21 protein-coding genes and 4 pseudogenes are annotated in these 22,983 nt (G+C 40.0%); 5 read left to right on the top strand and 20 right to left on the bottom strand.

Annotation, left to right across the window (positions count from 1 at the left end):
- A partial coding sequence (locus HT708_RS08855) for an IS30 family transposase (RefSeq protein ID WP_172926273.1) occupies nucleotides 1–306 on the top strand: 306 nt, incomplete at its 5' end.
- A 306-nt stretch (nucleotides 307–612) separates the two neighbouring features.
- Here HT708_RS08855 and gla read toward each other — a convergent pair.
- The 5 genes and pseudogenes from gla to HT708_RS12205 form a co-directional block, all read right to left on the bottom strand.
- Nucleotides 613–1,482: an aquaglyceroporin Gla gene (gene gla, locus HT708_RS08850; protein ID WP_119946597.1), complete on the bottom strand. Its 870-nt coding sequence runs from the start codon at nucleotides 1,480–1,482 to the stop codon at nucleotides 613–615.
- 222 nt (nucleotides 1,483–1,704) lie between these two features.
- Nucleotides 1,705–2,364 carry an LPXTG cell wall anchor domain-containing protein gene (locus HT708_RS12355; protein WP_172926274.1) on the bottom strand — a complete coding sequence of 220 codons (660 nt, stop codon included), beginning with the start codon at nucleotides 2,362–2,364 and terminating at the stop codon, nucleotides 1,705–1,707.
- Between the two features lie 102 nt (nucleotides 2,365–2,466).
- Nucleotides 2,467–2,934: pseudogene (locus HT708_RS11940) on the bottom strand (adhesin); the annotation flags it as partial.
- Nucleotides 2,935–2,960: 26 nt separating this feature from the next.
- Nucleotides 2,961–4,049, bottom strand: a pseudogene (locus tag HT708_RS08840) (MucBP domain-containing protein); the annotation flags it as partial.
- A 1,807-nt stretch (nucleotides 4,050–5,856) separates the two neighbouring features.
- A pseudogene (locus HT708_RS12205) lies at nucleotides 5,857–5,961 on the bottom strand (YSIRK-type signal peptide-containing protein); the annotation flags it as partial.
- A 292-nt stretch (nucleotides 5,962–6,253) separates the two neighbouring features.
- Between HT708_RS12205 and HT708_RS08825 the strand changes: the two are divergent.
- Together HT708_RS08825 and HT708_RS08820 are read left to right on the top strand one after the other, a co-directional pair.
- Entirely contained in the window at nucleotides 6,254–7,972 is a 1,719-nt protein-coding gene (locus HT708_RS08825) for a phospho-sugar mutase (RefSeq protein WP_172926272.1), read from the top strand.
- A gap of 110 nt (nucleotides 7,973–8,082) precedes the next feature.
- A complete protein-coding gene (locus HT708_RS08820; RefSeq protein ID WP_172922302.1) occupies nucleotides 8,083–8,430 on the top strand; it encodes a PedC/BrcD family bacteriocin maturation disulfide isomerase in 348 nt (115 codons plus the stop codon).
- A gap of 275 nt (nucleotides 8,431–8,705) precedes the next feature.
- Here the strand turns inward: HT708_RS08820 and HT708_RS08815 are convergent, their stop codons facing one another.
- From HT708_RS08815 to HT708_RS08795, 5 genes are all read right to left on the bottom strand, one after another.
- The gene (locus HT708_RS08815; protein ID WP_000759194.1) at nucleotides 8,706–9,542 is read right to left on the bottom strand and encodes an amino acid ABC transporter substrate-binding protein; all 837 of its coding nucleotides are present in this window, start codon (nucleotides 9,540–9,542) and stop codon (nucleotides 8,706–8,708) included.
- A gap of 12 nt (nucleotides 9,543–9,554) precedes the next feature.
- Nucleotides 9,555–10,184: an amino acid ABC transporter ATP-binding protein gene (locus HT708_RS08810; protein WP_000891770.1), complete on the bottom strand. Its 630-nt coding sequence runs from the start codon at nucleotides 10,182–10,184 to the stop codon at nucleotides 9,555–9,557.
- A gap of 9 nt (nucleotides 10,185–10,193) precedes the next feature.
- Entirely contained in the window at nucleotides 10,194–10,835 is a 642-nt protein-coding gene (locus tag HT708_RS08805; protein ID WP_000120830.1) for an amino acid ABC transporter permease, read from the bottom strand.
- A gap of 145 nt (nucleotides 10,836–10,980) precedes the next feature.
- Complete coding sequence (locus HT708_RS08800) at nucleotides 10,981–12,210, bottom strand: tetratricopeptide repeat protein (protein WP_001065939.1); 1,230 nt, start codon at nucleotides 12,208–12,210, stop codon at nucleotides 10,981–10,983.
- Complete coding sequence (locus HT708_RS08795) at nucleotides 12,200–13,366, bottom strand: AI-2E family transporter (protein ID WP_000435457.1); 1,167 nt, start codon at nucleotides 13,364–13,366, stop codon at nucleotides 12,200–12,202. The genes HT708_RS08800 and HT708_RS08795 overlap by 11 nt, the downstream gene beginning before the upstream one ends.
- Before the next feature lie 143 nt (nucleotides 13,367–13,509).
- On the opposite strand from HT708_RS08795, the gene HT708_RS08790 reads away from it, so the two are divergent.
- Entirely contained in the window at nucleotides 13,510–14,523 is a 1,014-nt protein-coding gene (locus tag HT708_RS08790; RefSeq protein WP_000665636.1) for a lactonase family protein, read from the top strand.
- Here HT708_RS08790 and HT708_RS12200 read toward each other — a convergent pair.
- The 10 genes from HT708_RS12200 to HT708_RS08745 all read right to left on the bottom strand — a co-directional run bounded on the left by HT708_RS12200 (nucleotide 14,520) and on the right by HT708_RS08745 (nucleotide 21,941).
- Complete coding sequence (locus HT708_RS12200) at nucleotides 14,520–14,648, bottom strand: hypothetical protein (protein WP_014017301.1); 129 nt, start codon at nucleotides 14,646–14,648, stop codon at nucleotides 14,520–14,522. The two genes, HT708_RS08790 and HT708_RS12200, sit on opposite strands and share 4 nt — an antisense overlap.
- 118 nt (nucleotides 14,649–14,766) lie before the next feature.
- Nucleotides 14,767–15,186 carry a F0F1 ATP synthase subunit epsilon gene (locus HT708_RS08785; RefSeq protein ID WP_000068041.1) on the bottom strand — a complete coding sequence of 140 codons (420 nt, stop codon included), beginning with the start codon at nucleotides 15,184–15,186 and terminating at the stop codon, nucleotides 14,767–14,769.
- Between the two features lie 10 nt (nucleotides 15,187–15,196).
- Nucleotides 15,197–16,603, bottom strand: coding sequence for a F0F1 ATP synthase subunit beta (atpD, locus tag HT708_RS08780; protein WP_000094361.1), 1,407 nt, complete (start codon nucleotides 16,601–16,603; stop codon nucleotides 15,197–15,199).
- A gap of 85 nt (nucleotides 16,604–16,688) precedes the next feature.
- Entirely contained in the window at nucleotides 16,689–17,567 is an 879-nt protein-coding gene (locus tag HT708_RS08775) for a F0F1 ATP synthase subunit gamma (RefSeq protein WP_000301223.1), read from the bottom strand.
- Between the two features lie 15 nt (nucleotides 17,568–17,582).
- Nucleotides 17,583–19,088, bottom strand: coding sequence for a F0F1 ATP synthase subunit alpha (atpA, locus tag HT708_RS08770; protein ID WP_000996633.1), 1,506 nt, complete (start codon nucleotides 19,086–19,088; stop codon nucleotides 17,583–17,585).
- 14 nt (nucleotides 19,089–19,102) lie between these two features.
- Nucleotides 19,103–19,639 (bottom strand): F0F1 ATP synthase subunit delta, encoded by a 537-nt coding sequence (locus HT708_RS08765; RefSeq protein WP_000359025.1) that lies wholly within the window; start codon nucleotides 19,637–19,639, stop codon nucleotides 19,103–19,105.
- Nucleotides 19,639–20,133 (bottom strand): F0F1 ATP synthase subunit B, encoded by a 495-nt coding sequence (atpF, locus tag HT708_RS08760; RefSeq protein WP_000558555.1) that lies wholly within the window; start codon nucleotides 20,131–20,133, stop codon nucleotides 19,639–19,641. Before atpF ends, HT708_RS08765 begins: the two co-directional genes overlap by 1 nt.
- Nucleotides 20,134–20,146: 13 nt before the next feature.
- Nucleotides 20,147–20,863, bottom strand: a complete 717-nt coding sequence (gene atpB / locus HT708_RS08755; RefSeq protein WP_000392851.1) for a F0F1 ATP synthase subunit A — start codon at nucleotides 20,861–20,863, stop codon at nucleotides 20,147–20,149.
- A 34-nt stretch (nucleotides 20,864–20,897) separates the two neighbouring features.
- A complete protein-coding gene (locus tag HT708_RS08750) occupies nucleotides 20,898–21,098 on the bottom strand; it encodes a F0F1 ATP synthase subunit C (RefSeq protein ID WP_001054890.1) in 201 nt (66 codons plus the stop codon).
- 429 nt (nucleotides 21,099–21,527) lie between these two features.
- Nucleotides 21,528–21,941 (bottom strand): GNAT family N-acetyltransferase, encoded by a 414-nt coding sequence (locus HT708_RS08745; RefSeq protein ID WP_000499170.1) that lies wholly within the window; start codon nucleotides 21,939–21,941, stop codon nucleotides 21,528–21,530.
- 225 nt (nucleotides 21,942–22,166) lie between these two features.
- On the opposite strand from HT708_RS08745, the pseudogene HT708_RS08740 reads away from it, so the two are divergent.
- A pseudogene (locus HT708_RS08740) lies at nucleotides 22,167–22,983 on the top strand (IS630 family transposase); the annotation flags it as partial.

Below are 22,983 nucleotides of genomic sequence, written 5' to 3'. Positions count from 1 at the left end.
ATCACGGCAGATCATGGTCCAGAATTTAACCGCTTGACTGATGTATTTTCTGAGGAACATATCTATTATGCGCACCCCTATGCCTCTTGGGAAAGGGGAACTAATGAGAATCACAACAGGCTCATTCGGAGATGGTTACCTAAGGGGACTAAGAAAACGACTCCCAAAGAAGTCGCATTCATCGAAAATTGGATTAATAACTATCCTAAAAAATGCTTGAACTACAAATCACCCAGAGAAGACTTCTTCATGGCTAACTTGAACTTGAAATTTGGCGCGGACTATTCCAACTTCAACCCACTATAAAGCAGACTTACAAGATAGGGAACCCATCTCCGATAATATAATATATAGTAGAATGAAAACTGCACAATTTGATTGGGGAATTCAAACTAATTTCTCACAATGTTTGAGAAAAAGGGTCTATTATTTCAACTGCAACCTACTATAGCCCATTAAAGTTGGAATAACCCACTGAGACTTCTAAACCACTGCTGGAGAGGAGTTTGTGTCTATTTTCTTTCATTTCCCTGAAAAATCAAAAAGAGAGAACCAATCTGATCCTCTCTTACTTATAAATGGTGCTCACTCAAATGTTAAAGGAGCTATTTCTTAGAGATAAAGGAATTTGAATACAGCTACTGCCGCAATTGCTGCTGCAATAGGTGCTACTACTGGTACCCAAGAATACCACCATTTTGAATCGCCTTTATGCTCACCAAGAACTGATTTTGGAAGGAAAGCATGAAGGAGACGTGGCCCCAAGTCACGAGCTGGGTTCAAGGCAGGTCCTGTAGGTCCTCCAAGTGATGTTACCAAAGCCATAACGAGGAATCCAAGTGCCAAGTGAGCCACAGAAAGTCCTGAAGCAGTGTGTGGAGCCACCTGTGCTTTAATAGCCAAGTCAGAAAAATCAACTGTCTGTCCTGCTTGTGTTGCCATTTGTTTCATGTATTGAAGCACTTCAGCACCAAAGAAGTTTTTAGTCAAACCGAGAGCTGCAAAGAACAAAACAAATGAACCAACAAACTCGTTTACAAAACCATTAACAGTTGCTGCATAGCGACTTTCTTTTGTACCATGGTCAATACTTGAAATAGTTGAGAAAGTTCCCAAGATGTTATTTGAGTTTTCAGTTTTCAAGTAGAATGGGCGGTGTGTTGCCACAACCAAGGCTTGACCAAAGATAGCCCCCAAGACTTGCGCGATAATGTAAGGTACCACTTGTGCCCAAGGGAAAAGACCGCTAACTGCAAGTCCTAGAGTGAAAGCAGGGTTGATGTGGTTCCCAGATACGTTACCAAACATCAAGGCTGGGATCATAACCCCCATACCATAACCAACAGCGATGACGAGCCAGCCACTTTGGTGACCTTTCGTACCTTTAAGTTCAACGTTGGCAACTGCACCATTCCCAAGAATGATCAAAATGGCAGTTCCCAAAAATTCAGTGGCATACTTTAGTGCCCATGTGAAATCCATTTGCTAGATTCTCCTTAAAATTTTTTAGACATTCCTTATTTTATCAATTTTTACCCTATTTAGCAACTAGTTTCTGGAAATATTTTTAAAAAAATAGGATTCAGAGTTTCCCAGTCTAATGGACTTGTAAGCGTTTTTAATCTTCTCGAAAGACCTCGTTCTCAAAACCAGGAAAAAGCACACATCTGTGAGCTTTTCCTTGTTCCTAGATTCTAAAATCTATTATTTTTCATCTTCTTTTTTCTTGAAGAATCCTAATCCTAGACCAGCTAATAAGGTCATGATACCAGCGCTAGCCAAGGTAGCATTCGCTTCTGTACCTGTGTTTGGCAATTCCTCTTTTTTATTTGTCTCAGAAGTCGGAACTTCTGGGTCTGGACTCACTGGAATTTCAGTTTTTGGAGCACCTGGTTCTGGAGTTAGCTCTGGTATTGGAGTCTCTTGATTTGGTAGTTCTGGGTTTGGTGTCGGAACACTTGGATGCTCTGGATTTGGTTGTGGGTTTGGTTTGTCTGGAGTCAGTTCACCTGGAGCACCTGGTTCCTGAGGACTTGGAATTTCTGGTTTTTCTGGAATTGGTTTTTCTGGTCTTGATAAACGGTCATACCTTACCAAAATAGTCGTACCTTTTGAATCTGCTGTTACTTCTGCATTCGATACTTTTGGTAAATCTGGTTTACCATAATTTTCAATTTCTGGCGATACGACTTCGTCCCAGTTGCCTGTTGTCCATTCACCTTCTGTCACGACTTTCGTCACTTTATTACGCTTGTTGGTTCTTGTTAATTCAACTGTTTGCGTAACTGGTCTAGCTACTTCTGTCGTTTCATCAGTCGCATCTACATACTTGATGGTACGGGTAACAGTTTTGCTTTCTTTAATATCTTCTGTAGCTTGCGGATATTTCACTACTTCGGTTGTATCTGTAGTTGTTGATGTTACAGTTGCTTCCGCTACAGTTGCCTTATCTGGGGCGTCATAGTTTTCTACTGATGGTGAAGTTTTTTCGTCCCAGTTGCCTGTTGTCCATTCACCTTCTGTCACGACTTTCGTCACTTTGTTACGCTTGTTGGTTCTTGTTAATTCAACTGTTTGCGTAACTGGTGTTGCCACTTCTGTTGTTTCATCAGTCGCATCTACATACTTGATGGTACGGGTAACAGTTTTGCTTTCTTTAACATCTTCTGTAGCTTGTGGGTATTTCACTACTTCGGTTGTATCTGTAGTTGTTGATGTTACAGTTGCTTCCGCTACAGTTGCCTTATCTGGGGCGTCATAGTTGGTTACAGTTGGAGAATCTTGAGAACCCCATGTACCTGTTGACCAGTCTCCTGCTGTTTCTTCACCTGTCACTTTATTACGCTTGTTAGTTCTTGTTAATTCAACTGTTTGCGTAACTGAGTCAGCCACTTCTTTTGTTTCGTTGGCTTTATCGACATACTTGATGGTACGAGTAACGGTTTTGCGTTCTTGAACATCTTCTGTTTTAGGAACCACTGTTTCTTCAACATTCTCACGGTAGTAGTAGTTAACGGTTGCACCGTCTTCTGGTACAGTTCCTGTGGCATTTGCAGGAGTTGCTACCAAGGTGTATGTTGTTTTCCTTGTGATAACTCGGTCTTCTTTGTCCTCAGTTGTTGTTTTCCCTTCAATAGTTTTTGCTTCTGTAGTATACTGAGAACCTATCGCTAAATCAGCTTTTACAACAGACTCTGCCAACTTCTCTTGGGTGCCTTCTTTGTAGTAATTGGCTGTTACTGTAGCAGTGGTTGGCGCTTCGCTTTCTTTATAAACTAAGGTCACTGTTCTACCTTCGCTTACAATATTCCCAGTTAAACTTTCAGAATTTGCGGCTAGTTCTTTAAAAGTATAATATGTCCCATCAGTAGTAGTCATGCTACTGAGTTTTTTATCTGTGACATCATAACTCGTACCAATCAGTTGTTTTTTATTGGTAATGTAGGTTCCGGCACTTTCTTTTTCTCCAATTCCAGTATCATTTTTCAATGATAGCAAACGCCCTTGTTCATCAACATAGCGAACTTTCACATTTCCTGAGATTAGGTCTGCCAATTCTGAGGTTTTCTTCTTTTCCTTGATTTTTTCGGTTATTTTCTTTTTCTCTTCTTCGGGAATATTTAGTTTTGGAATGATTTTTTCAACAACGGTTCGTGATGGTTCCACAGTATCTTGGATGACTGAAAAGTCAGCTAGAATTGGGAGATTATACTGAACACGGTGACTTTGAGGGTTTACCCCTACTCTTTCATTATTCTCTGAAAATACTTGTACGGTATAAGAAACAACATCTTTTCCTAATAAAACATCCCCAGTAGAGAAGTAGCCACCTTTTCCTAGATTGCTATTTCCAGGACCCACTGCGTCCTTAATCTTTTCCGATAGTTCTTTATCAGTCAGTACCTTCGTTCGCACAATTCCTTTGTCTACCCCTACAAAGTGTGAGAAATGTTTGAACTCTTCAGAATCAGATCTAGCCCAACCATGATTAAGATTATTCGCTTTTGTATTCGCACTCTCAAAGGTTTGGCGATTAGCATTATATTCATCGGCACTTAGAGTTGCTGCTATATCTGACCCTTGAATACCCGCTTCCTTACTACCATTTCTAGCGGCAGTATATGTGTAGTTTTCTGTTTCAACTTCCAGCTGGTCATCGTTAACATGATAGGTAATTTTCTTAGCACCTGGTATAAGAGTAGTGAGTAGTCTATATGCTCTGTCATCAGCTTTAGCTGGAGGAGTGCTTGAGTCTAGCCAAGTTGGGGTATTAGGAGTATCTTTATCAGCAACTTTCAATAAATTATTTAATTCGTTTGATAGCTTTGTAGTTGACTGCGATGAGTGTGTAAAAGTTTTCTTCCATTCTGAATCTCTTTTTGCTGAATTTTTTATGTGCATGGTATTCTGGTCAACATTCAGCACAATATCGCCTTGTTTTTTAGCTTCTTCCGTAGCTTCTGCTTCCAATTGATTGTACAGTTTGGTATCTTCTTCTGTATAATCTCTTCTGGGTTTACGGTGTAATGGAGTAAATTTTATTTTCTCATTACGAATTTTATTAACACGAGATTTAAACTCATCTTTAAAAAATTTGGAAATTTGGAAATTCGCCAGTTCTACATTTAAACCTTTTTTGTACAAGTTTTCATTTTGAACGATTTCGGCTACACGGTGAATGGTTTCATCGTATACCGTCTTCTCTTGGCCAGCAGTATCCTTAGTTTTAATGACTACTCGATAGGTTCCTTTAGAACCATTAATATCTGAGATATATCCTGTCACAAATTCCACACGAACACGGCTTCCGAAGCCAGGAGAAAAGGCAGTAAACTGCTTCTCTATCCCATTATATCCAACTACACCTGGAGAATATTTATTATACTTATCTTTTTCTAAAAATGGGAGATTCTTAAATTCGGTGGAGTTCTTATTAGCACGTTCATTTTGAGCACGTGGATCATACTTCGAATTATCTGAAACCGTCTCGTCACGATTAGCTCGTGTACGTCCTTTAACAAGCATAAGCATGTATTTAAAACGACGGTCTAATGCTTGTTCGTGCACAAAGATGTTATCTAAGGCATCTGCCCCAAGCATACCACCTTGTTCAATCGTACCATCTTCTTTCTTATACCAACCTGTAAAGTAACCATCTGCATTTTTCTTACCAATAACGAATTTACCTGGTCTGCCATCTTTACCTGCAATCGCTGTCCATCCACCGAAAGAATCAAGTTCTCTTATTTCACCATCTTGTAGTTTCTCGCCATCTTCATCTTTAACGACTTTCCCGTCTTTAAATCTCAGTGCATCCCCAAGGGTGTTCATACTACGCAAGTAAGAACGTTCATTATTTTGGAAGTCGTCTGGCATATTTTTTACAATATCCCATAATTGTTCGAGAGTCAGATTTTCCTTAGGAGTATCAAATTTCAGATGGGCATTCTTATCATCCCCACCTGTCTCTCCATCTTTAGGCACAATGACCCCGGGCTGGTGTTCTTTTACTGTGTCACCCTTACGATTGGCATCCAGTAAATCTGAATCAGTATCTGCTGTGTCTGAACCTCCCTCATTTCCAGAAGTCGGCTCTGATTCAGTTCCTGTAGCTCCATTCGATGAATCACTTGACTCCCCATCAGCTAATTCTCTTTTACTACGAGTACGAGGTTTCGTACTTTCTGGAGTTACTAGCGGATTGTCAGCTACGGGAGCATTATAGGTGTTTGCTGCTGCATCAGTATGACTGAGGTCAGTCTTGTTTTCTGGCTCTCCAATTCCAGACTGTCCTGGATCTGTCGGGTTTGCTGTCCTCTCAGCTTCCCTCGCTGACTCCACGCCCTCAGCATGAGCAATCCCAGCTCCCATCAAAAGATAGAGCGCCCCAATGACAACACTAGCTGCACCGACACTTACTTTTCGTATACTGTATTTTAATTGTTTTTCTGGACTATTCATGACTACCTCCATATATATATATATCAAAAGATATATATTATAACAGACCGTATATAATAATCCTCATTTTAAATTATACAAAAAATAAGGTTTAATTTCAATTTTTTAGAGACTATAAATAGGATAAAATTGAGTTGTCATTTCGGTTTGTAATGAACACACTTAAATCAAAATGATGAATAGTACAGTCTTCTTCGAACATTGACTAAAAACTTATGCTACCGTTTTACTAAAATGCTAAAAAGTGCTATAATGTGAACGGTTAAAACAATTTACAAAAAGGAGAATGTTAATGTCTTACCAAGAAAATTACCAGAAATGGGTTGATTTTGCGGAGCTTCCTGACTATCTTCGTCAAGATTTGGAAAATATGGACGAAAAAACAAAGGAAGATGCCTTCTATACAAATCTTGAATTTGGTACTGCAGGTATGCGTGGCTTGATTGGTGCTGGTACAAACCGCATCAACATCTACGTTGTTCGTCAAGCTACTGAAGGATTGGCTCGTTTGATTGAGTCAAAAGGTGGAAACGAAAAAGAACGCGGTGTCGCAATTGCCTACGATAGCCGTCACTTCTCACCTGAGTTTGCCTTTGAATCTGCGGCAGTTCTTGCTAAACATGGTATCAAATCTTATGTATTTGAAAGCCTTCGTCCAACTCCAGAACTATCATTTGCAGTTCGTCACCTCAACTGTTTCGCAGGTATCATGATCACAGCCAGCCACAACCCTGCTCCATTTAACGGATACAAGGTTTACGGTGAAGACGGTGGACAAATGCCTCCACATGACGCGGACGCTTTGACTACTTATATCCGTGCAATCGAAAATCCATTTGCAGTTGAAGTTGCTGATGTGGAAACTGAAAAAGCTTCTGGCTTGATTGAAGTTATCGGCGAAGCTGTTGACGTAGAATACCTTAAAGAGGTTAAGGACGTAAACATCAACCCAGCCTTGATTGAAGAATTTGGTAAAGACATGAAGATTGTCTACACACCACTTCATGGTACTGGTGAAATGTTGGCTCGTCGTGCTCTTGCCCAAGCAGGATTTGACTCTGTTCAAGTTGTTGAAGCGCAAGCAACTGCTGACCCAGACTTCTCAACTGTAACATCTCCAAACCCAGAAAGCCAAGCAGCCTTTGCCCTTGCTGAAGAACTTGGTCGTCAAGTTGGTGCAGATGTTCTTGTCGCAACTGACCCAGACGCTGACCGTGTTGGTGTTGAAGTTCTTCAAAAAGATGGTAGCTACCTCAACCTTTCAGGTAACCAAATCGGTGCTATCATGGCTAAATACATCTTGGAAGCCCACAAAAATGCTGGAACTCTTCCTGAAAATGCAGCCCTCTGCAAATCGATCGTATCAACTGACTTGGTAACGAAGATTGCTGAAAGCTACGGTGCAACCATGTTCAACGTTTTGACAGGTTTCAAATTTATCGCTGAAAAAATCCAAGAATTCGAAGAAAAACACAATCACACTTACATGATGGGATTTGAAGAAAGCTTCGGTTACTTGATTAAACCATTCGTACGTGATAAAGATGCTATCCAAGCCGTTCTTGTCGTGGCTGAACTTGCTGCCTACTACCGTTCACGTGGTTTGACACTTGCTGACGGTATAGAAGAAATCTACAAAGAGTACGGCTACTATGCAGAAAAGACAATCTCTGTTACTCTTTCAGGTGTCGATGGTGCTGAACAAATCAAAGCGATTATGGCTAAGTTCCGCAACAATGCTCCAAAAGAATGGAACACAACAGCTATCACTGTCATAGAAGACTTCAAAGCTCAAACAGCTACTGCTGCTGATGGAACTGTTACAAACTTGACAACTCCTCCAAGTGATGTGTTGAAATACACACTTGCTGACGGTTCATGGATTGCTGTTCGCCCTTCAGGTACAGAACCAAAAATCAAGTTCTACATTGCAGTTGTAGGGGAAACAAACGAAGAATCACAAGCTAAGATTGCTAACATCAAAGCAGAAATCAATGCTTTTGTAAAATAAGGTCCTATAAAAGATGAGACAAACCAATCTCATCTTTTTTCGTATCAAATCTAAGCAATTTTAGAAACTTTATGGCATACTAGACTTATCAATGAAAGCGAGGTAATCTCATGGAACAATTTTTAGATAACATCAAAGACCTTGAAGTCACTACAGTTGCGCGTGCGCAAGAATCTCTTGATAAAAAAGAAACTGCAACCTTCTTTATCGGTCGCAAAACTTGCCCTTACTGCCGTAAATTTGCAGGTACATTGGCAGGTGTCGTAGCTGAAACCAAAGCTCACATCTACTTCATCAATAGTGAAGAAGCAAGCCAACTCAATGAGTTGCAAGCATTCCGCTCACGCTATGGAATCCCAACTGTACCAGGCTTTGTTCACGTTGCAGATGGACAAATCAATGTCCGTTGCGACTCCTCAATGTCAGCACAAGAAATCAAAGATTTCGCAGGATTGTAAAAAATCAGCTAACAAGTTTTAAAATTACAAAAACGCATAATGTAAGGTGCAAAACCTTGATATTATGCGTTTTATTGTTCCTAAAACAGTTACATCAGCATTTCATTACAGAACATTTTAATTTTGGAAGTCAAATCAATTTTTAACAATGGTTTAGAAATCACAGTGGGCTATTCCATATTCAATTATCCAGATTCAATCGCTATTATCGTTTTCCTAGATTACAAAAAACTGCGTTTTGCTAATCAAAACGCAGTCTCAGCCACTATTTTATCTTACTGTCCTTCTTTTACTTCTTTGGTTGCTACATCTTCTCCAAACCATTTTTGGCTGATTTCTTGGAACTTGCCGTCCTTGTAAAGACTAGAAAAAGCTTCATTTATCTTCTTAACCAGAGTTGTATCTTCCTTACGGGCTCCAACCGCAAAAGCTTCTGTTTCTAGTCCAACTGTAAAGACATTATAATCGTTTAAAACACCTTCTGCTTCTAAATAATAATTTGCATAGACACGGTCAATCAATAGACCATCAATTCGATCATTTTTCAAATCAATCAAGGCTTCATTAAAGGTTTGGTATTGATTCGCTTCCTTATTAGCGACAATATCCTTTAAAATCGCTGGGTTTGCTTCAAAGTCCGCATAACCAGATGAACCAGCTTGAGCTCCTAATGTCTTTCCATCCATATCCTTTGCAGTCGTGATACCAGATGATTTCTTGGTCACCAATACCTGCTCATTCTTCATATATGAGTTACTGAATGCTACCTTTTCACGGCGTTCGTCGGTAGCGGAATAGCCATTCCAAATCAGATCAATCGTTCCTTTTGTCAATTCAGCTTCTTTCAAATCCCAATCAATCGGTTGCCAGTTTACTGTGATTCCGTATTTTTCAAAAACAGCTGTAGCTAAATCAATATCAAATCCTGCATAAGAACCATCTTTCTGAGCAAATCCCATTGGAACAAAAGTGCTATCAAATCCAATAGTAATAGACTTGTTAGACTCGTACTTAGACCAATTATCTCCACTAGTTTCGCTAGTATTTTTCCCACAAGCTACTAAGAACAAAGCAGTCATCAGACTGACTAATACAAGCATCCATTTTTTCATCCATTTTTCCTCCTATTTAGGTTCTACTTTCAATAATACATCTGCGATATTTTCAGCAAACTGCAAATCATGGGTAACCACAATCTGGGTCATCCCAAGTTCCCTATTTTGCAAGATTAGCTTCTCCACTTCCAAACGTAATTCTGGATCCAGGGCAGAAGTTGGTTCATCGTAGCCAATGATTTCTGGGTCAATCATCATAGCACGCGCCAAAGCCACCCGCTGCTTTTGCCCACCAGATAGTGAGAAAGGATAGGCCTCTGCGTGTCCTCCTAGTCCTAACTGTTCCAAGAGTCCACTCGCCTTCTTCTCAGCCTCTTCCTGCTTCATTCCCATGGTCTTCACAGGCGATAAGGTCAAATTGTCCAGAACTGATAAATGAGGGAACAGTTGAAAATCTTGGAATACAAATCCCAGTAGATTGCGCTTCTGCAATTCATCCAGCTCTAAAGGTTGTCCATTATAAAAGATTTGCCCTGAATCAATGGTTTCAAGACCTGCAAGCATACGTAAAAGAGTTGTCTTACCTCCACCAGAAGGTCCAACGATAGCCAGGATTTGCTTTTCAGGAATACTTAGACTGAAATTAGACAGGATTTGTTTGTCTCCAAAGACTTTATTGATATTTCGTAATTCTAACATGGCAGCCTCCTATCTATAATAACTGTACTTTTTCTCAACTTTTTTGGAAATAATTGTCACAATCCCAATCAAAATCAAATAAATGGCTCCTGCCAAGAACATAGGAACTAGACTAGCATCGCGGTTAGCAGCTGTTCGACTAGCCAAGATAAGGTCTGAAATTCCGAGAGCATAGACCAAAGAAGTATCCTTGACCAAACTCATAACTTCATTAAAGACACTAGGAAGAACGATCTTGGTCACTTGGGGCAAGATAATATAGCGCACTCTGTCAAAAGGGCTAAACTTCAAGACCTTGGCGGCCTCATACTGTCCTCTTGGAATAGTGTCAATTCCCCCACGGAAAATTTCTGCAAAGTAAGCTGCATAGTTGAGAACAAAGGCAATAATAGCTGCAGGAAGGCGGTCTAAACGAATCCCAATACTTGGGAGCACATAATAGATAAAAATCAGTTGCAAGAGTAAGGGGGTTCCTCGCATAACCCAGATGTAAATGTTAATCAGATAATGGAGGGGCTTCCAATGGACTTGCAAGGCAAAAGCAATCAAAACGCCCAAGGGAATCGAAAATAGCAAGACCAGTGCAAAGACCTGTACAGTCGTGCTCGCACCATTCAGTAAACTCGGTAATATCTCAAATAAATAAGACATACTGCACCTCCTAAAAGTAATTGTTCCTATTATAGCATGAATAAACAAGATTACCAAGTATTTTTGTAAAAAAATTCTATCATATACAAATAAAAACCGTAGCTATCAAAAGAGATAAACTACAGTTCTATATGTTTAAACATTCTTACAATCTCTCAAACAGTTCTTGCATTTGCACATCATCTGGAACCAGTTTTAAGTAAGCTTGTGCATTGACTTTTGCTTCCTCAAAGTAGCCCAATTCACGCAAGACATAGATATAGTGTTCCAAAAACTCTGGATTGTCCTTTAAATCTCCTGCCAACTCTTGGTAATGCTCATAGGCAGTATCCAAATCGTCCATTTCTTGATAGGAACGAGCAATCATCCACTTGGTCAAGAGATTTTCTGGCTCATCGCTCTGCAAGTCTAGAATATCCTCATAACGCTCCTGCTCCAGATAAATAGTGGCTAAACGAAGCAAGATTTCTTCTGTATCCTCAGCGTCTTCTTTAGCTGTTAGGAGATAATTTTCTGCCCCACTTGCATCATGCAATTCATAAGAGAATTGCGAAGCAGCTAGCAAGAGGCGAGTTTCAAAGGGATTTTTCTCTAAGCCTTGCTTAGCGATACGCAGGGCTTCTTGAACTTGATGTTCCTTATGTAAGGCCTGGCTATAACCATATTCATAGCCTTCAAAGTCAGGAGAAATGGTATCAAGCTGCTTAAAGTAAAGGGTGGCTTTTTGGTATTCTTCTTGATCAAAGTAAAGGCTGGCCAACTCAAAAGCTGTTAGGTCATCGTATTCTAACTCCAGGGCTTTTTCTAAAAACTCAGTAGCCGTTTCAAATTTCCCTAACTGGGCATAGGCAAAACCAATTCGTTGATAGGTGGAAATGCCCGTTTGCTCATAAATAGTACGATTATCTAACTGGGCATAGCCTTGAATGGCCTCTTGGTAATTTTCCAACTCACTATCCAACTCTGCCAAACCCAATATCAAGAGAGGATCCTCTGAGTAGGTCAAAGCCTCCAGCAATTTCTCACGCGCCACATCTGTCAAACCTTCCATCTGGTAAAGATCTGCCTTCAAAGCCAAAGCCGAAACATACCAGTCACTGTCAGCTTGGATTTCCTCAAGATAAGCAAAGGCTTCTTCGATTTGACCATCCTCGCTAGCAATTGCAGCTAGATTAAGATGAAGCTCTGGGAAATCCTCTACAATTTTCAGGTAAATCTCCTTTGCCTGAGGATAAAAACCAATTCCTTCAAGATAAGTTGCCAACTCATACAGAAGGTCACTTGGATCATTTTCTAAAGCTTTGACGAAATAGTGCTCAGCCTTGGCTAAATCTTGCTCCTCCAAAGCCTGTAACATCTGTTGACTATTGTTCACTTTTGACTTCCTCGCCCTCTAATTCATATAGACCACTGACTGCCTTATACCATTCGAAAATGGCTGAAATGACAACCTTAGCAGAGGCATAAACTGGAATACCAAGTAAAACTCCCCAGATACCAAACATAGATCCTGAAGTTAACAAAACAAAGAGAACATTAATGGGATGGATGTTTAATTGACTTCCCAAAATCAATGGAGAGACAAAACGGCCTTCAATAGTTTGTTCTACGATAAAGACAATCACTACTTTCAAAAGCATGACTGGCCCAGCAATCAAGCCCAAAACTAGGGCAGGAAGCATGGCTAGGAAGCTACCAAGATAAGGAACCAGATTTAAAATACCAGCAGTAACACCAAGCGTAACCGCATAACGTAGACCGATAATCTTAAAGAAGATAATAAACATTACTGCTACAATAATAGCCACTGTTACTTGCCCTCGAACATAGTTGGACAACTGTTGATTCACATCTGATAAAACTTGTCCAACAGGTTCCTTCAATTTTCTTGGCATAAATTGGGTCAAATAGTTACGCAAGCCTTTCCCATCACGCAAGAGATAAAAGAGCATGAACGGAACGATAATCAAGGCAACAATCACTTGAGAAGCCCCACTAATAAAGGCACTCACCCAGTTGACTGCCCGAGATGAAACCTTGCTCGCCCAAACTGTAGCCTGGCTAGAAAAATTGGTCAAAACTTGCTCTAATTGAGGTCTGAAATCATCTGGCAGGTGCTGGGCTACCAATCCATTAACAATCCTATCTATATCTTCTAAGTAAACAGGAACGTTTCTTGCAAAGGTCAAAACCTGACGTTGCAGATTTGGAATGGCGACTGCCAAGCCCCAAATGATAAAGAGAGCGATGATAACAAAGACAATAGTGATAGCTATAACACGATTAACCTTATGCTTCTCCATCCAATCAACAATAGGATTCAACAAATAATATAACAAACCAGACAAAATGACTGGCAACATCACAACTGCTAAAAAGTCTAAAACAGGTGAAAATAGAAAACTAATCTTACTTAAAATAAAAAGATTGAGTCCCAATAATAAGGTTACTAAAAATACCGTAATGGCCTTGTTATCTAAAAACCACTTAAAAAACCAAGATAGGCTAAAATGTTTCTCTTTTTGCTCCATAAATACTTCCTTTCTATCGTTCTCTCATTATACCATTTTTAAATCAAAATAACTCTTTTTTAAAGTGCTTACATCTAATTGGATGTCTTTAATTGGCTTGTTTTTGTGATATAATAGTCTTATCTTTATATAGAGGTAACGTTATGAAAGAAACTGTTTATTTTGGAACTTATACACGTCGTACTTCCCAAGGGATTTACAAGGCTGACTTTGATACAGAAACTGGTCAGCTTTCAAATCTAGAACTTTTTACAGCTGAGCCAAGTCCAACCTACCTTGCCTTTGACCAGCACCAACACCTATACACTGTTGGTAGTCAAGACGATAAGGGAGGGATTGCAGCCTATCAAACTGACGGGGCTTTATTAAATCACGTCGTTGAAAAAGGAGCTCCCCACTGTTATGTTGCCGTTGATGAAAAGCGTAATTTGGTCTATGCAGCCAACTACCACAAGGGACAGGTCCTTGTTTATAAACGTCAGAAGGATGGGAGTCTTCTACTTAGTGATATGGATCAACACAGTGGCCAAGGTCCACATGAAAATCAAGCTTCCCCCCATGTTCACTATACAGATTTAACACCTGACCACTATCTAGTGACCTGCGACTTGGGTACTGACCAAGTTATCACTTATGACCTTGATCAAGAAGGGAAATTATCTAAACTCTATACCTACAATAGCCAGCCAGGAGCGGGCTCACGTCATATCGTTTTCCATAACCACTATAAAATCGCTTATCTGATTTGTGAACTCAATAGCACTATCGAGGTTCTAATCTACGATGGCGTTGGCGAATTTGAACGTATGCAAGTGATTTCAACTCTACCAGACGGTTATGAAGGCTTTAATGGAACCGCTGCTATTCGTCTCTCTACAGACGGTAAATACCTCTACGCTTCTAACCGTGGTCATGATTCTATCGCAGTATATACCATCCTTGCGGACGGTAGCTTAGAGTTATTAGAAATCGTTCCAACACATGGTCAGACTCCACGTGATTTTGATTTGACACCTGACCAAAAATTTCTCATTGCTGTCCACCAAGACTCTGACAATGCAACTGTCTTTAAACGTAATTGTGACAATGGTCGTCTAGCAGAACTCTCCAACGACTTCCATGTTCCCGAAGCAGTCTGCATCCGTTTTGCTCCTTAATACTCTTCAAAAATCTCTTCAAACCACGTCAGCGTCGCCTTACCGTAGGTATGGTTACTGACTTCGTCAGTTCTATCCACAACCTCAAAACTGTGTTTTGAGCTGACTTCGTCAGTTCTATCCACAACCTCAAAACTATGTTTTGAGCAACCTATGGCTAACTTCCTATGTTTGCTTTTTGATTTTTATTGAGTATAAAACACCATAAAAAAATGAACTTGGAATTTTCAAGTTCATTTTTTCTTATAGTCTATTTCCGACATTAATACGGTTAATGGCACGTTGCAGTGCAATCTTCGCACGACGTTCTTGGTCAATCAAGTGTTTGTCTTGTGCTTCTTCAATTGCACGTTCTGCACGAAGTTTGGCACGTTCTGCACGACTGATATCGATATCACGAGCACGTTCTGCAGAGTCAGCGACGATTGTGATCATATCATTGGCAATTTCAATAACACCGCCGTTTACTGCAATCCAGTTCACGTGATCTTCATCATCAATACGTTTTACCTTTACTTCATCAACTGCTAAAACCGCAATCATATTTTCATGTCGTGGCAAGATCCCCATCTCACCATCCAGAGTTCGAACCGATACATAGCTGGCATGGTGATCATAGACGAGACCATCTGGTGTCACGATCTGGACAGTTAACTGAGCCATAGATCACCTCTTAAAATCCTATTTTTTCAGCTTTTACAATCACATCTTCGATAGAACCTACACCACGGAAGGCATCTTCTGGCAAGTGGTCGTATTTACCATCAAGGATTTCCTTAAAGCCACGTACAGTTTCAGCAACTGGAACATATGAACCAGGCTGACCAGTAAATTGTTCCGCAACGTTGAAGTTTTGTGACAAGAAGAACTGGATACGACGGGCACGTGCAACCAAGGTCTTTTCTTCATCAGAAAGTTCATCCATACCAAGGATAGCAATGATATCTTGCAATTCATGGTAACGTTGAAGAACGCGTTTTACTTCAGCAGCAACTGCATAGTGCTCTTCTCCAACGATTTCAGGTGCTAAGGCACGTGAACTTGAAGCAAGTGGGTCAACGGCTGGGTAGATACCCAATTGTACCAACTTACGTTCCAAGTTGGTTGTTGAATCCAAGTGAGCAAAGGCTGTTGCTGGCGCTGGGTCAGTATAGTCATCCGCTGGCACATAGATAGCCTGGATAGAGGTTACAGAACCCTTCTTAGTTGATGTAATACGTTCTTGCAATTGACCCATTTCCGTAGCAAGTGTTGGTTGGTAACCAACGGCTGATGGCATACGACCCAAAAGGGCAGATACTTCTGAACCAGCCTGAGTGAAACGGAAGATATTATCGATAAAGAGAAGCACGTCTTGGCCTTCTACATCACGGAAGTATTCAGCGATTGTCAAACCAGTAAGGGCAACACGCATACGTGCTCCTGGTGGCTCATTCATCTGACCAAATACCATGGCTGTTTTCTCGATAACGCCTGATTCTTTCATTTCCCAGTAAAGGTCATTCCCTTCACGAGTACGTTCCCCAACACCGGTAAATACTGAAATACCACCGTGTTCTTGGGCAATGTTGTGAATCAATTCTTGGATTAAGACGGTTTTACCAACTCCGGCACCACCGAAAAGTCCAACCTTACCACCTTTAAGGTAAGGGGCAAGAAGGTCGATAACCTTAATCCCTGTTTCAAGGATTTCAGAAGAGGTAGACAATTCATCAAAAGTTGGAGCTTTTTTATGAATTGGCTGACGCTCTGCGTCTTCTGTAAAAGGAGCTTCCAAGTCAATGGTATCTCCCAAAACGTTGAAGACACGTCCCAAAGTTTCTTTACCTACTGGTACAGAGATTGGACGACCTGTGTCCAATACTTCCATTCCACGAGTCAACCCATCTGTTGATTCCATGGCGATAGTACGGACCATACCATCTCCCAACTCCAAGGCTACTTCAAGGACGATTTTTGTTTTTCTTTCGTCATTTTTGTAGACGACAAGTGCATTGTTAATCTCAGGAAGTTTTTCCCCTGCTGCAAACAAGACGTCTACAACGGGACCGATAACCTGAGCAATTTTACCTGAACTCATCTCCTTCTCCTATTCTATATAAGATACTGTCGGTTCCTAGCTCAACTAGGTCCTAAGTTCATTTTCATACGAGCTGGACTAGAGCCTATTCTAAGGCACTAGCACCTGCTACGATTTCTGTAATTTCTTGTGTAATCGCCGCCTGTCTGGCACGGTTATACTGAATTGTCAAATCATTGATGACTTTCTTAGCATTATCAGTCGCTGTTTGCATGGCTGTCATACCAGCAGCATTCTCAGCTGTCTTGGCATCGATAATGGCACCGTAAATCATACTTTCTGCAAACTGAGGCAATAACTGCTCCAAAATTTCTTCTCGGCTGGTTTCCAATTCAAAAGTCAAGCTATACTCTTCATCCGCTTCATTTGGATCCAAGTCAACAATCGGAAGCATTTGTTCCACACGCATTTGACTGGTTAGCGTATTGACATGATGGTTATAGCAGACATAGAGTTCATCAAAAAGTTCATTTTGGTACATTTCAACAGTTTTTGAAATAATCTTACGAACTTGATCAAAGCTAGGTTGGTCTGCCAAGCCACGTAGTTCATAAAGTGGTTGAATACCACGAGCCTTAAAGAAATCAGCTCCCATTCCACCAATACAGATCATTTCAAAACCTGTACCGTCTGGGTGGTATTCTTCTTTCAACTCCATAACGGCTTTCAGAATAGAGGAATTATAACCTCCAACCAAACCACGGTCTGAAGTAATGACGATATAGCCTGTCTTCTTCACAGGACGGCTAATCAACATGGGATTAGTTGAACCACCAGCTCCATTACCATGAAGAATATCTGTCAAAAGTTTGCGAACCTTCTGAGCGTAAACTTGAAAGTTGCGAGCAGCTTCTTCAGAGCGACCTAGCTTAGCAGCTGATACCATCTGCATGGCATTAGTGATTTGACTCGTATTTTTTGTTGAGGCGATTTTTGTTTTAATATCATTTAGAGATACTGCCATCTGACACCTCTATTCTTATTGGAAGCTGGTTTGGTTGAGAAACTCTGTAATCGCAGCATCCAAGACTGCTTCTTCTGGCAAGTCTTTTGTATCACGAATGGTTTCCAAAATCTCTGGATGTTGAGCATCAAAGAAGGCATGGAACTCTTCCTCGAAACGAACAATATCATCTACTGGAACAGTATCCAAGAAACCATGTGTCAAAGCATAGAGAATGGTTACTTGTTTCTCAACAGGCAATGGTTTGTGAACAGGTTGTTTCAAGACTTCAACTGTACGACGACCGCGGTTCAACTTAGCCTGTGTTGCCGCATCCAAGTCAGAACCAAACTTAGTGAAGGCTTCCAACTCACGGTATGAAGCAAGGTCGATACGAAGTGTACCAGCAACCTTCTTCATGGCTTTGATTTGTGCAGAACCACCTACACGTGATACAGATGAACCCGCATCGATGGCTGGACGAATACCCGCATTGAAGAGACCATCACCAAGGAAGATTTGTCCATCAGTGATAGAAATCACATTGGTTGCGATATAGGCCGAGATATCTCCTGCTTGTGTCTCGATAAATGGTAGGGCTGTAATTGATCCACCACCAAGTTCATCAGAAACTTTAGCTGAGCGCTCAAGCAAACGGCTGTGAAGGTAGAAAACATCCCCTGGAAAGGCTTCACGACCTGGAGGACGACGAAGCAAGAGTGACAGTTCACGATAAGCTACCGCTTGTTTTGATAGATCATCGTATACAATCAAAACATGCTTCCCTTGGTACATAAATTCTTCCGCCATGGCAACCCCAGCATAAGGAGCTAGGAAGAGCAATGGAGATGGTTGTGAAGCAGAGGCTGTCACAACGATTGTGTAGTCCAAGGCACCGTACTGACGAAGTGTTTCTACTTGCGTACGAACTGTTGATTCTTTTTGTCCAATTGCGACATAGATACAGATCATATCTTGATCTTTTTGGTTCAAGATTGTATCAATCGCAATGGTTGTTTTCCCTGTCTGACGGTCACCGATAATCAACTCACGTTGACCACGACCAATCGGTACAAGGGCGTCAATAGCTTTCAAACCAGTTTGCAATGGTTCTGAGACTGACTTACGTTGCATGACACCAGGAGCTGGCGCTTCTACTGGACGAGTTTTATCTGTGTGGATTTCTCCAAGACCGTCAACTGGACGACCAAGCGAATCCACAACACGACCAATCAGACTTTCACCTACTGGGACTTCCATGATTTTACCTGTACGGCGGATTGTATCGCCTTCACGAATATCTGTAAAGTCACCTAGGATGATAATACCAACGTCTGTTGACTCTAAGTTTTGAGCCATACCATAAGAACCGTTTTCAAAGATCAACAACTCTCCACTCATGGCATTTTCAAGGCCGTGAGCACGCGCGATACCGTCCCCGATATAGGTTACAACACCTGTTTCAGTCACATCAAAATTAGGTTTGAAATTTTCAATTTGTTGCTTAATTAAAGCGCTGATTTCTTGTGCGTTAATTGCCAAAAGAACACCACTTTCTATTTCAAATTTTCTTTAACAACTTTAAGTTGTTGTTTAATACTCACATCAATTGTCTTGTGATTGGCAAAAATAACAAAACCACCAATGAGACTTTCATCGATTTGTTCTTTTACACTCCTTACTTTCAGAGACATTTTCTTCTCAATCAAAGGGAGCAAACGACTCTTTTGTTCATCAGTTAGAGGATGAGCAGCAGTAATCGTCACTTCAAATCGATTTGTTTCTTTTTCAAGTCGGTCCAAGCAATCTACAAGCACATCATAAAAAAGATTTACTCTGTGATTGTAGGCCAGAACCTGGATAAAGTTTTGTAATAAAGGTGACACAGAGTCTTGGAAAAAAGCAATCGTTTTTTTCTTGTCAGACTCATCTACTGTCACTTTTTTTAAAAAAGAAGGTAAACCTGTTTCTTCAGCAATTTGCTTGATTTGAGTCAAGTCTGAAAAGATACGGGCTTCTTCTCCTTTTTCAAGTACCAATTGGACAAAAGGCATGCTGTATTTTTCAATTACCTTTACTGTTTTCTTGTCCATTAAGCTTCTCCTAGCTGATCGATATACTGATCAATGAGTTCTTTATGGGCATGACCGTCAAGGTTTTGTGAGATGATTTTACCAGCTAGGCTGATGGTCAAATCTGCTACCTCACCCTTAACGCTTTGTAAAGCTTCAGCTTTGTTTTGAGCAATTTCTTGGTTTGCTTTTTCTTTTAAGCGTCCTGCTTCTAGTTTAGCATCTACTAAAATACTAGCCTTACTTTTCTCAGCTGTTGTTTTCGCATTCTCAATGATTGCCTTGGCTTCTTTACGGCTACCAGCCAATTCATCTTCGCGTTTTTGAGCCAATACTTCTGCTTTTTGACGAGCTTCTTCAGCACTGTCAATATCAGTAGCAATTTTTTCAGCTCTTTCTTCGAAAATGCCTGTAATATTAGACCATGCAAATTTTTTAATCAAGACTAGCAAAAGAATAAAAGAGCCAGTGATTAAAATAAAATTACCAATCAATTCACCTACTGTTACGTGCATCAGTTACTCCTTTCTATTCCTCTTCAATATTAATCTTATTCCCTAAATACACAGATGTCAAAAGAGTAAAGACATAAGCTTGGATGCAGGAAATAAAGACAGAAAATGCAGTCCAAGCCAAATTAGCTCCAAAGGCTACTGGATACCAATAAATAGCTTGGTGGGAAAGAAGAAGTAACAAACTCGTCATGACCTCTCCTGCAAAGATATTCCCAAAAATCCGCAAAGCCAAAGATAAGAAGTTTGTAAATTCTTCCAAGATATTCATCGGTATGACAAAAACAGGACTCATAAAAGATTTTATACTTTTTTTAAATCCACGACGACGAACGCTTTCTATATGTGTCAACAAAATGACAAGAAAAGATAAGGTTAAGTCATACTGTAAATTAGCGGTTGGCGAACTCCACCAGTTAGTCCCATCGATCGTTTGAAGCTTTGTCATTAAGCCAAGGTTATTGGCAATCACCATGAAAAGAAATAAACAAAGGAAAAAGAGTGAGTAATCTTTCATGTAGCGCGAACCAATGTTAGGTTCTGTAAATCCAATAACAAAGTCATAGACATACTCAAGTACATTTTGCTTTCCTTTGGGTTTCAAGGTCATATTGCGGCTTGCCCAATAAATAAAGACAAAAATAACTCCCACAATCAACAAGGTCATGGCTAACATAGTCAGATTGAAGATAACAGGACCAATAGAGATGATTGGATTAATACTTTCTTCCATCTAAAATCCTCCCTTTTCTTCTCGTTCCATGTATTTATTTGATAATAAATGAGAAGACAAGAGTTACAAAGAAAGTTCCTTCAATAAAGGCAACACCTAAAAACATCAAACTACGAAACTCAGAAAGCATATCTGGTTGGCGTGCTACTGATTTAAACAGTCCATTCATCAATAAACCTTCACCGACAGATACGCCCATACAGGCAATACATAAGCCTAAATATGTTAAATTCATAACGAATTCTCCTTTAAAATAAAATTTACTTACTTAGTGTAGTCCTAAAATTTAAATTTGTCAACTTTTAACCGCTATTGGAAGCGTTTAATAAAAATTATTTCCATTTTCTTTCGGATTTCACTCTATTCTGAAAAACTCGAGAGGGGAATCTCGGATTAATGTCAATTTAAAAAGATAGAGAGTTTTTAGTTTAAATAAATTGTTTTAAAATATCAACCACATCACTTCTTTTCTTAACCCGATAAGCCTTGATTCCCAATTTCTCAGCTGCCATTGCATTGTACCCAATATTGCCCAGAAAGACACAATTTCTAGGTTATAACTGGTATTTATCGATAGTTACTCATATACATCAGTCCACCTCCATACTTATGTGCGAGCCTCTCTTTGTATTATACCTCCATACTCACCTTACAGATTCTTTTGCTAATAATATCTTTGCCCAATGTAGGGATAGTCTTGTAACCTAAAGACTTCCTTGTAGCCATACCTTTTATAAAAATCAAGAGCTTGAAACTGGTAGGTATTGACAAAGGCAAAACGACAGTTTCGATTCTTAGCTTCAGTTTCTGCTTGCTGCAATAGTTTTGAACCGATTCCTTGCCCTCTCAGTTCCTCTTTTACAAATAAATACTCGATTTCTAGCCAATTTCTAAAAGTCTCTACTATCAAACCTGCCAGGAGATTGCCCTTTTCATCTTCGACATAAAGATTAAGTGGCTCACTTTCAGCTTCCTCTCTTTTTGAACGGTTATAAACACGAATCAGATTCCCTATTTCTTGCGATTTATGTGATTCCTTATTTTTCAATCTAAAGTATAGTGAAATAAAATAAAACATGCGCAAATCGATTAAGGAATTTAATCTAATTTCTAACAATGTCTTAGAAACCAAAGTATACTATTTTAACTTCAATGCACTATACATCTAATACTCAATAAAAATCAAAGAGCAAACTAGGAAACTAGCCACAGGTTGCTCAAAGCATGGTTTTGAGGTTGTAGATAGAACTGACGAAGTCAGCTCATACTAGACTAAAATCAAAAAGCATTATATAGTAGTAATATGAAATCAACTAAAGAAGAAATCCAAGCTATCAAAACACTTTTAAAAGACTCTAGTACAGCTAAATATCATAAACGCCTTCAAATCGTTCTATTTCGTCTGATGGGTAAATCTTATAAAGAGATTATAGAGCTTTTAGACTGTAATCAAACAACGATTTGGCCAACTGTAAAAAAATATGAGGAGTTCGGACTCGATTCTCTCCTTAAAGAAACACGTGGTTGTCGTAACCATGCATATATGACAATTGAGGAAGAGAAAGCCTTTATTGCCCGTCATTTGAAGGCTGCAGAGGCAGGAGAATTTGTTACAATTGATGCCTTATTTCAGGCTTATACAAAGGAGTTAGGTCCTTCCTACACATGTGATGCCTTTTATCAACTCTTGAAGCGCCATGGTTGGCGAAATATTAGGCCACGTCCAGAACATCCCAAGAAAGCAGACGTTCAAACCATTGTCGCGTCTAAAAATAAAATCTCAATTCAAGAAGACAAGAAAGCGCTTTAAAACCAGTAGGCATTTTCGTAAGGTTCGCTTGATGTACCAAGATGAGGCTGGTTTCGGTAGAATCAGTAAACTGGGATCTTGTTGGGCTCCAATGGGAGTAGGTCCACATGTCCATAGTCACTATATACGAGAATTTCGCTATTGTTATGGAGCTGTTGATGCCCATACAGGCGAATCATTTTTCTTAATCGCTGGTGGATGTCATACTGAGTGGATGAACGCCTTTTTAGAAGAGCTTTCACAAGCTTATCCAGATGATTATCTTTTACTCGTTATGGACAATGCCATATGGCATAAATCAAGTACCTTA

This window comes from Streptococcus sp. 3613 (genome assembly GCF_013277375.1).
Lineage (GTDB): Bacteria > Bacillota > Bacilli > Lactobacillales > Streptococcaceae > Streptococcus > Streptococcus pseudopneumoniae.
The sequence above is the reverse complement of the archived record's forward strand: the minus strand, read 5'-3'. Positions and strand labels throughout refer to the sequence as shown.

Excerpts from the sequence above, each read along its gene's own strand:
- atpD (WP_000094361.1), bottom strand. The coding sequence starts at position 16,603 with ATGAGTTCAGGTAAAATTGCTCAGGTTATCGGTCCCGTTGTAGACGTC.
- HT708_RS08745 (WP_000499170.1), bottom strand. The coding sequence starts at position 21,941 with ATGTTTTATTTTATTTCACTATACTTTAGATTGAAAAATAAGGAATCA.
- HT708_RS08815 (WP_000759194.1), bottom strand. The coding sequence starts at position 9,542 with ATGAAAAAATGGATGCTTGTATTAGTCAGTCTGATGACTGCTTTGTTC.
- HT708_RS08825 (WP_172926272.1), top strand. The coding sequence starts at position 6,254 with ATGTCTTACCAAGAAAATTACCAGAAATGGGTTGATTTTGCGGAGCTT.
- HT708_RS08765 (WP_000359025.1), bottom strand. The coding sequence starts at position 19,639 with ATGGACAAGAAAACAGTAAAGGTAATTGAAAAATACAGCATGCCTTTT.
- HT708_RS08750 (WP_001054890.1), bottom strand. The coding sequence starts at position 21,098 with ATGAATTTAACATATTTAGGCTTATGTATTGCCTGTATGGGCGTATCT.
- atpF (WP_000558555.1), bottom strand. The coding sequence starts at position 20,133 with ATGCACGTAACAGTAGGTGAATTGATTGGTAATTTTATTTTAATCACT.
- HT708_RS08785 (WP_000068041.1), bottom strand. The coding sequence starts at position 15,186 with ATGGCTCAGTTAACTGTCCAGATCGTGACACCAGATGGTCTCGTCTAT.
- HT708_RS08795 (WP_000435457.1), bottom strand. The coding sequence starts at position 13,366 with ATGGAGCAAAAAGAGAAACATTTTAGCCTATCTTGGTTTTTTAAGTGG.
- HT708_RS08790 (WP_000665636.1), top strand. The coding sequence starts at position 13,510 with ATGAAAGAAACTGTTTATTTTGGAACTTATACACGTCGTACTTCCCAA.
- HT708_RS08810 (WP_000891770.1), bottom strand. The coding sequence starts at position 10,184 with ATGTTAGAATTACGAAATATCAATAAAGTCTTTGGAGACAAACAAATC.
- atpB (WP_000392851.1), bottom strand. The coding sequence starts at position 20,863 with ATGGAAGAAAGTATTAATCCAATCATCTCTATTGGTCCTGTTATCTTC.
- HT708_RS08820 (WP_172922302.1), top strand. The coding sequence starts at position 8,083 with ATGGAACAATTTTTAGATAACATCAAAGACCTTGAAGTCACTACAGTT.
- gla (WP_119946597.1), bottom strand. The coding sequence starts at position 1,482 with ATGGATTTCACATGGGCACTAAAGTATGCCACTGAATTTTTGGGAACT.
- HT708_RS08805 (WP_000120830.1), bottom strand. The coding sequence starts at position 10,835 with ATGTCTTATTTATTTGAGATATTACCGAGTTTACTGAATGGTGCGAGC.
- HT708_RS08775 (WP_000301223.1), bottom strand. The coding sequence starts at position 17,567 with ATGGCAGTATCTCTAAATGATATTAAAACAAAAATCGCCTCAACAAAA.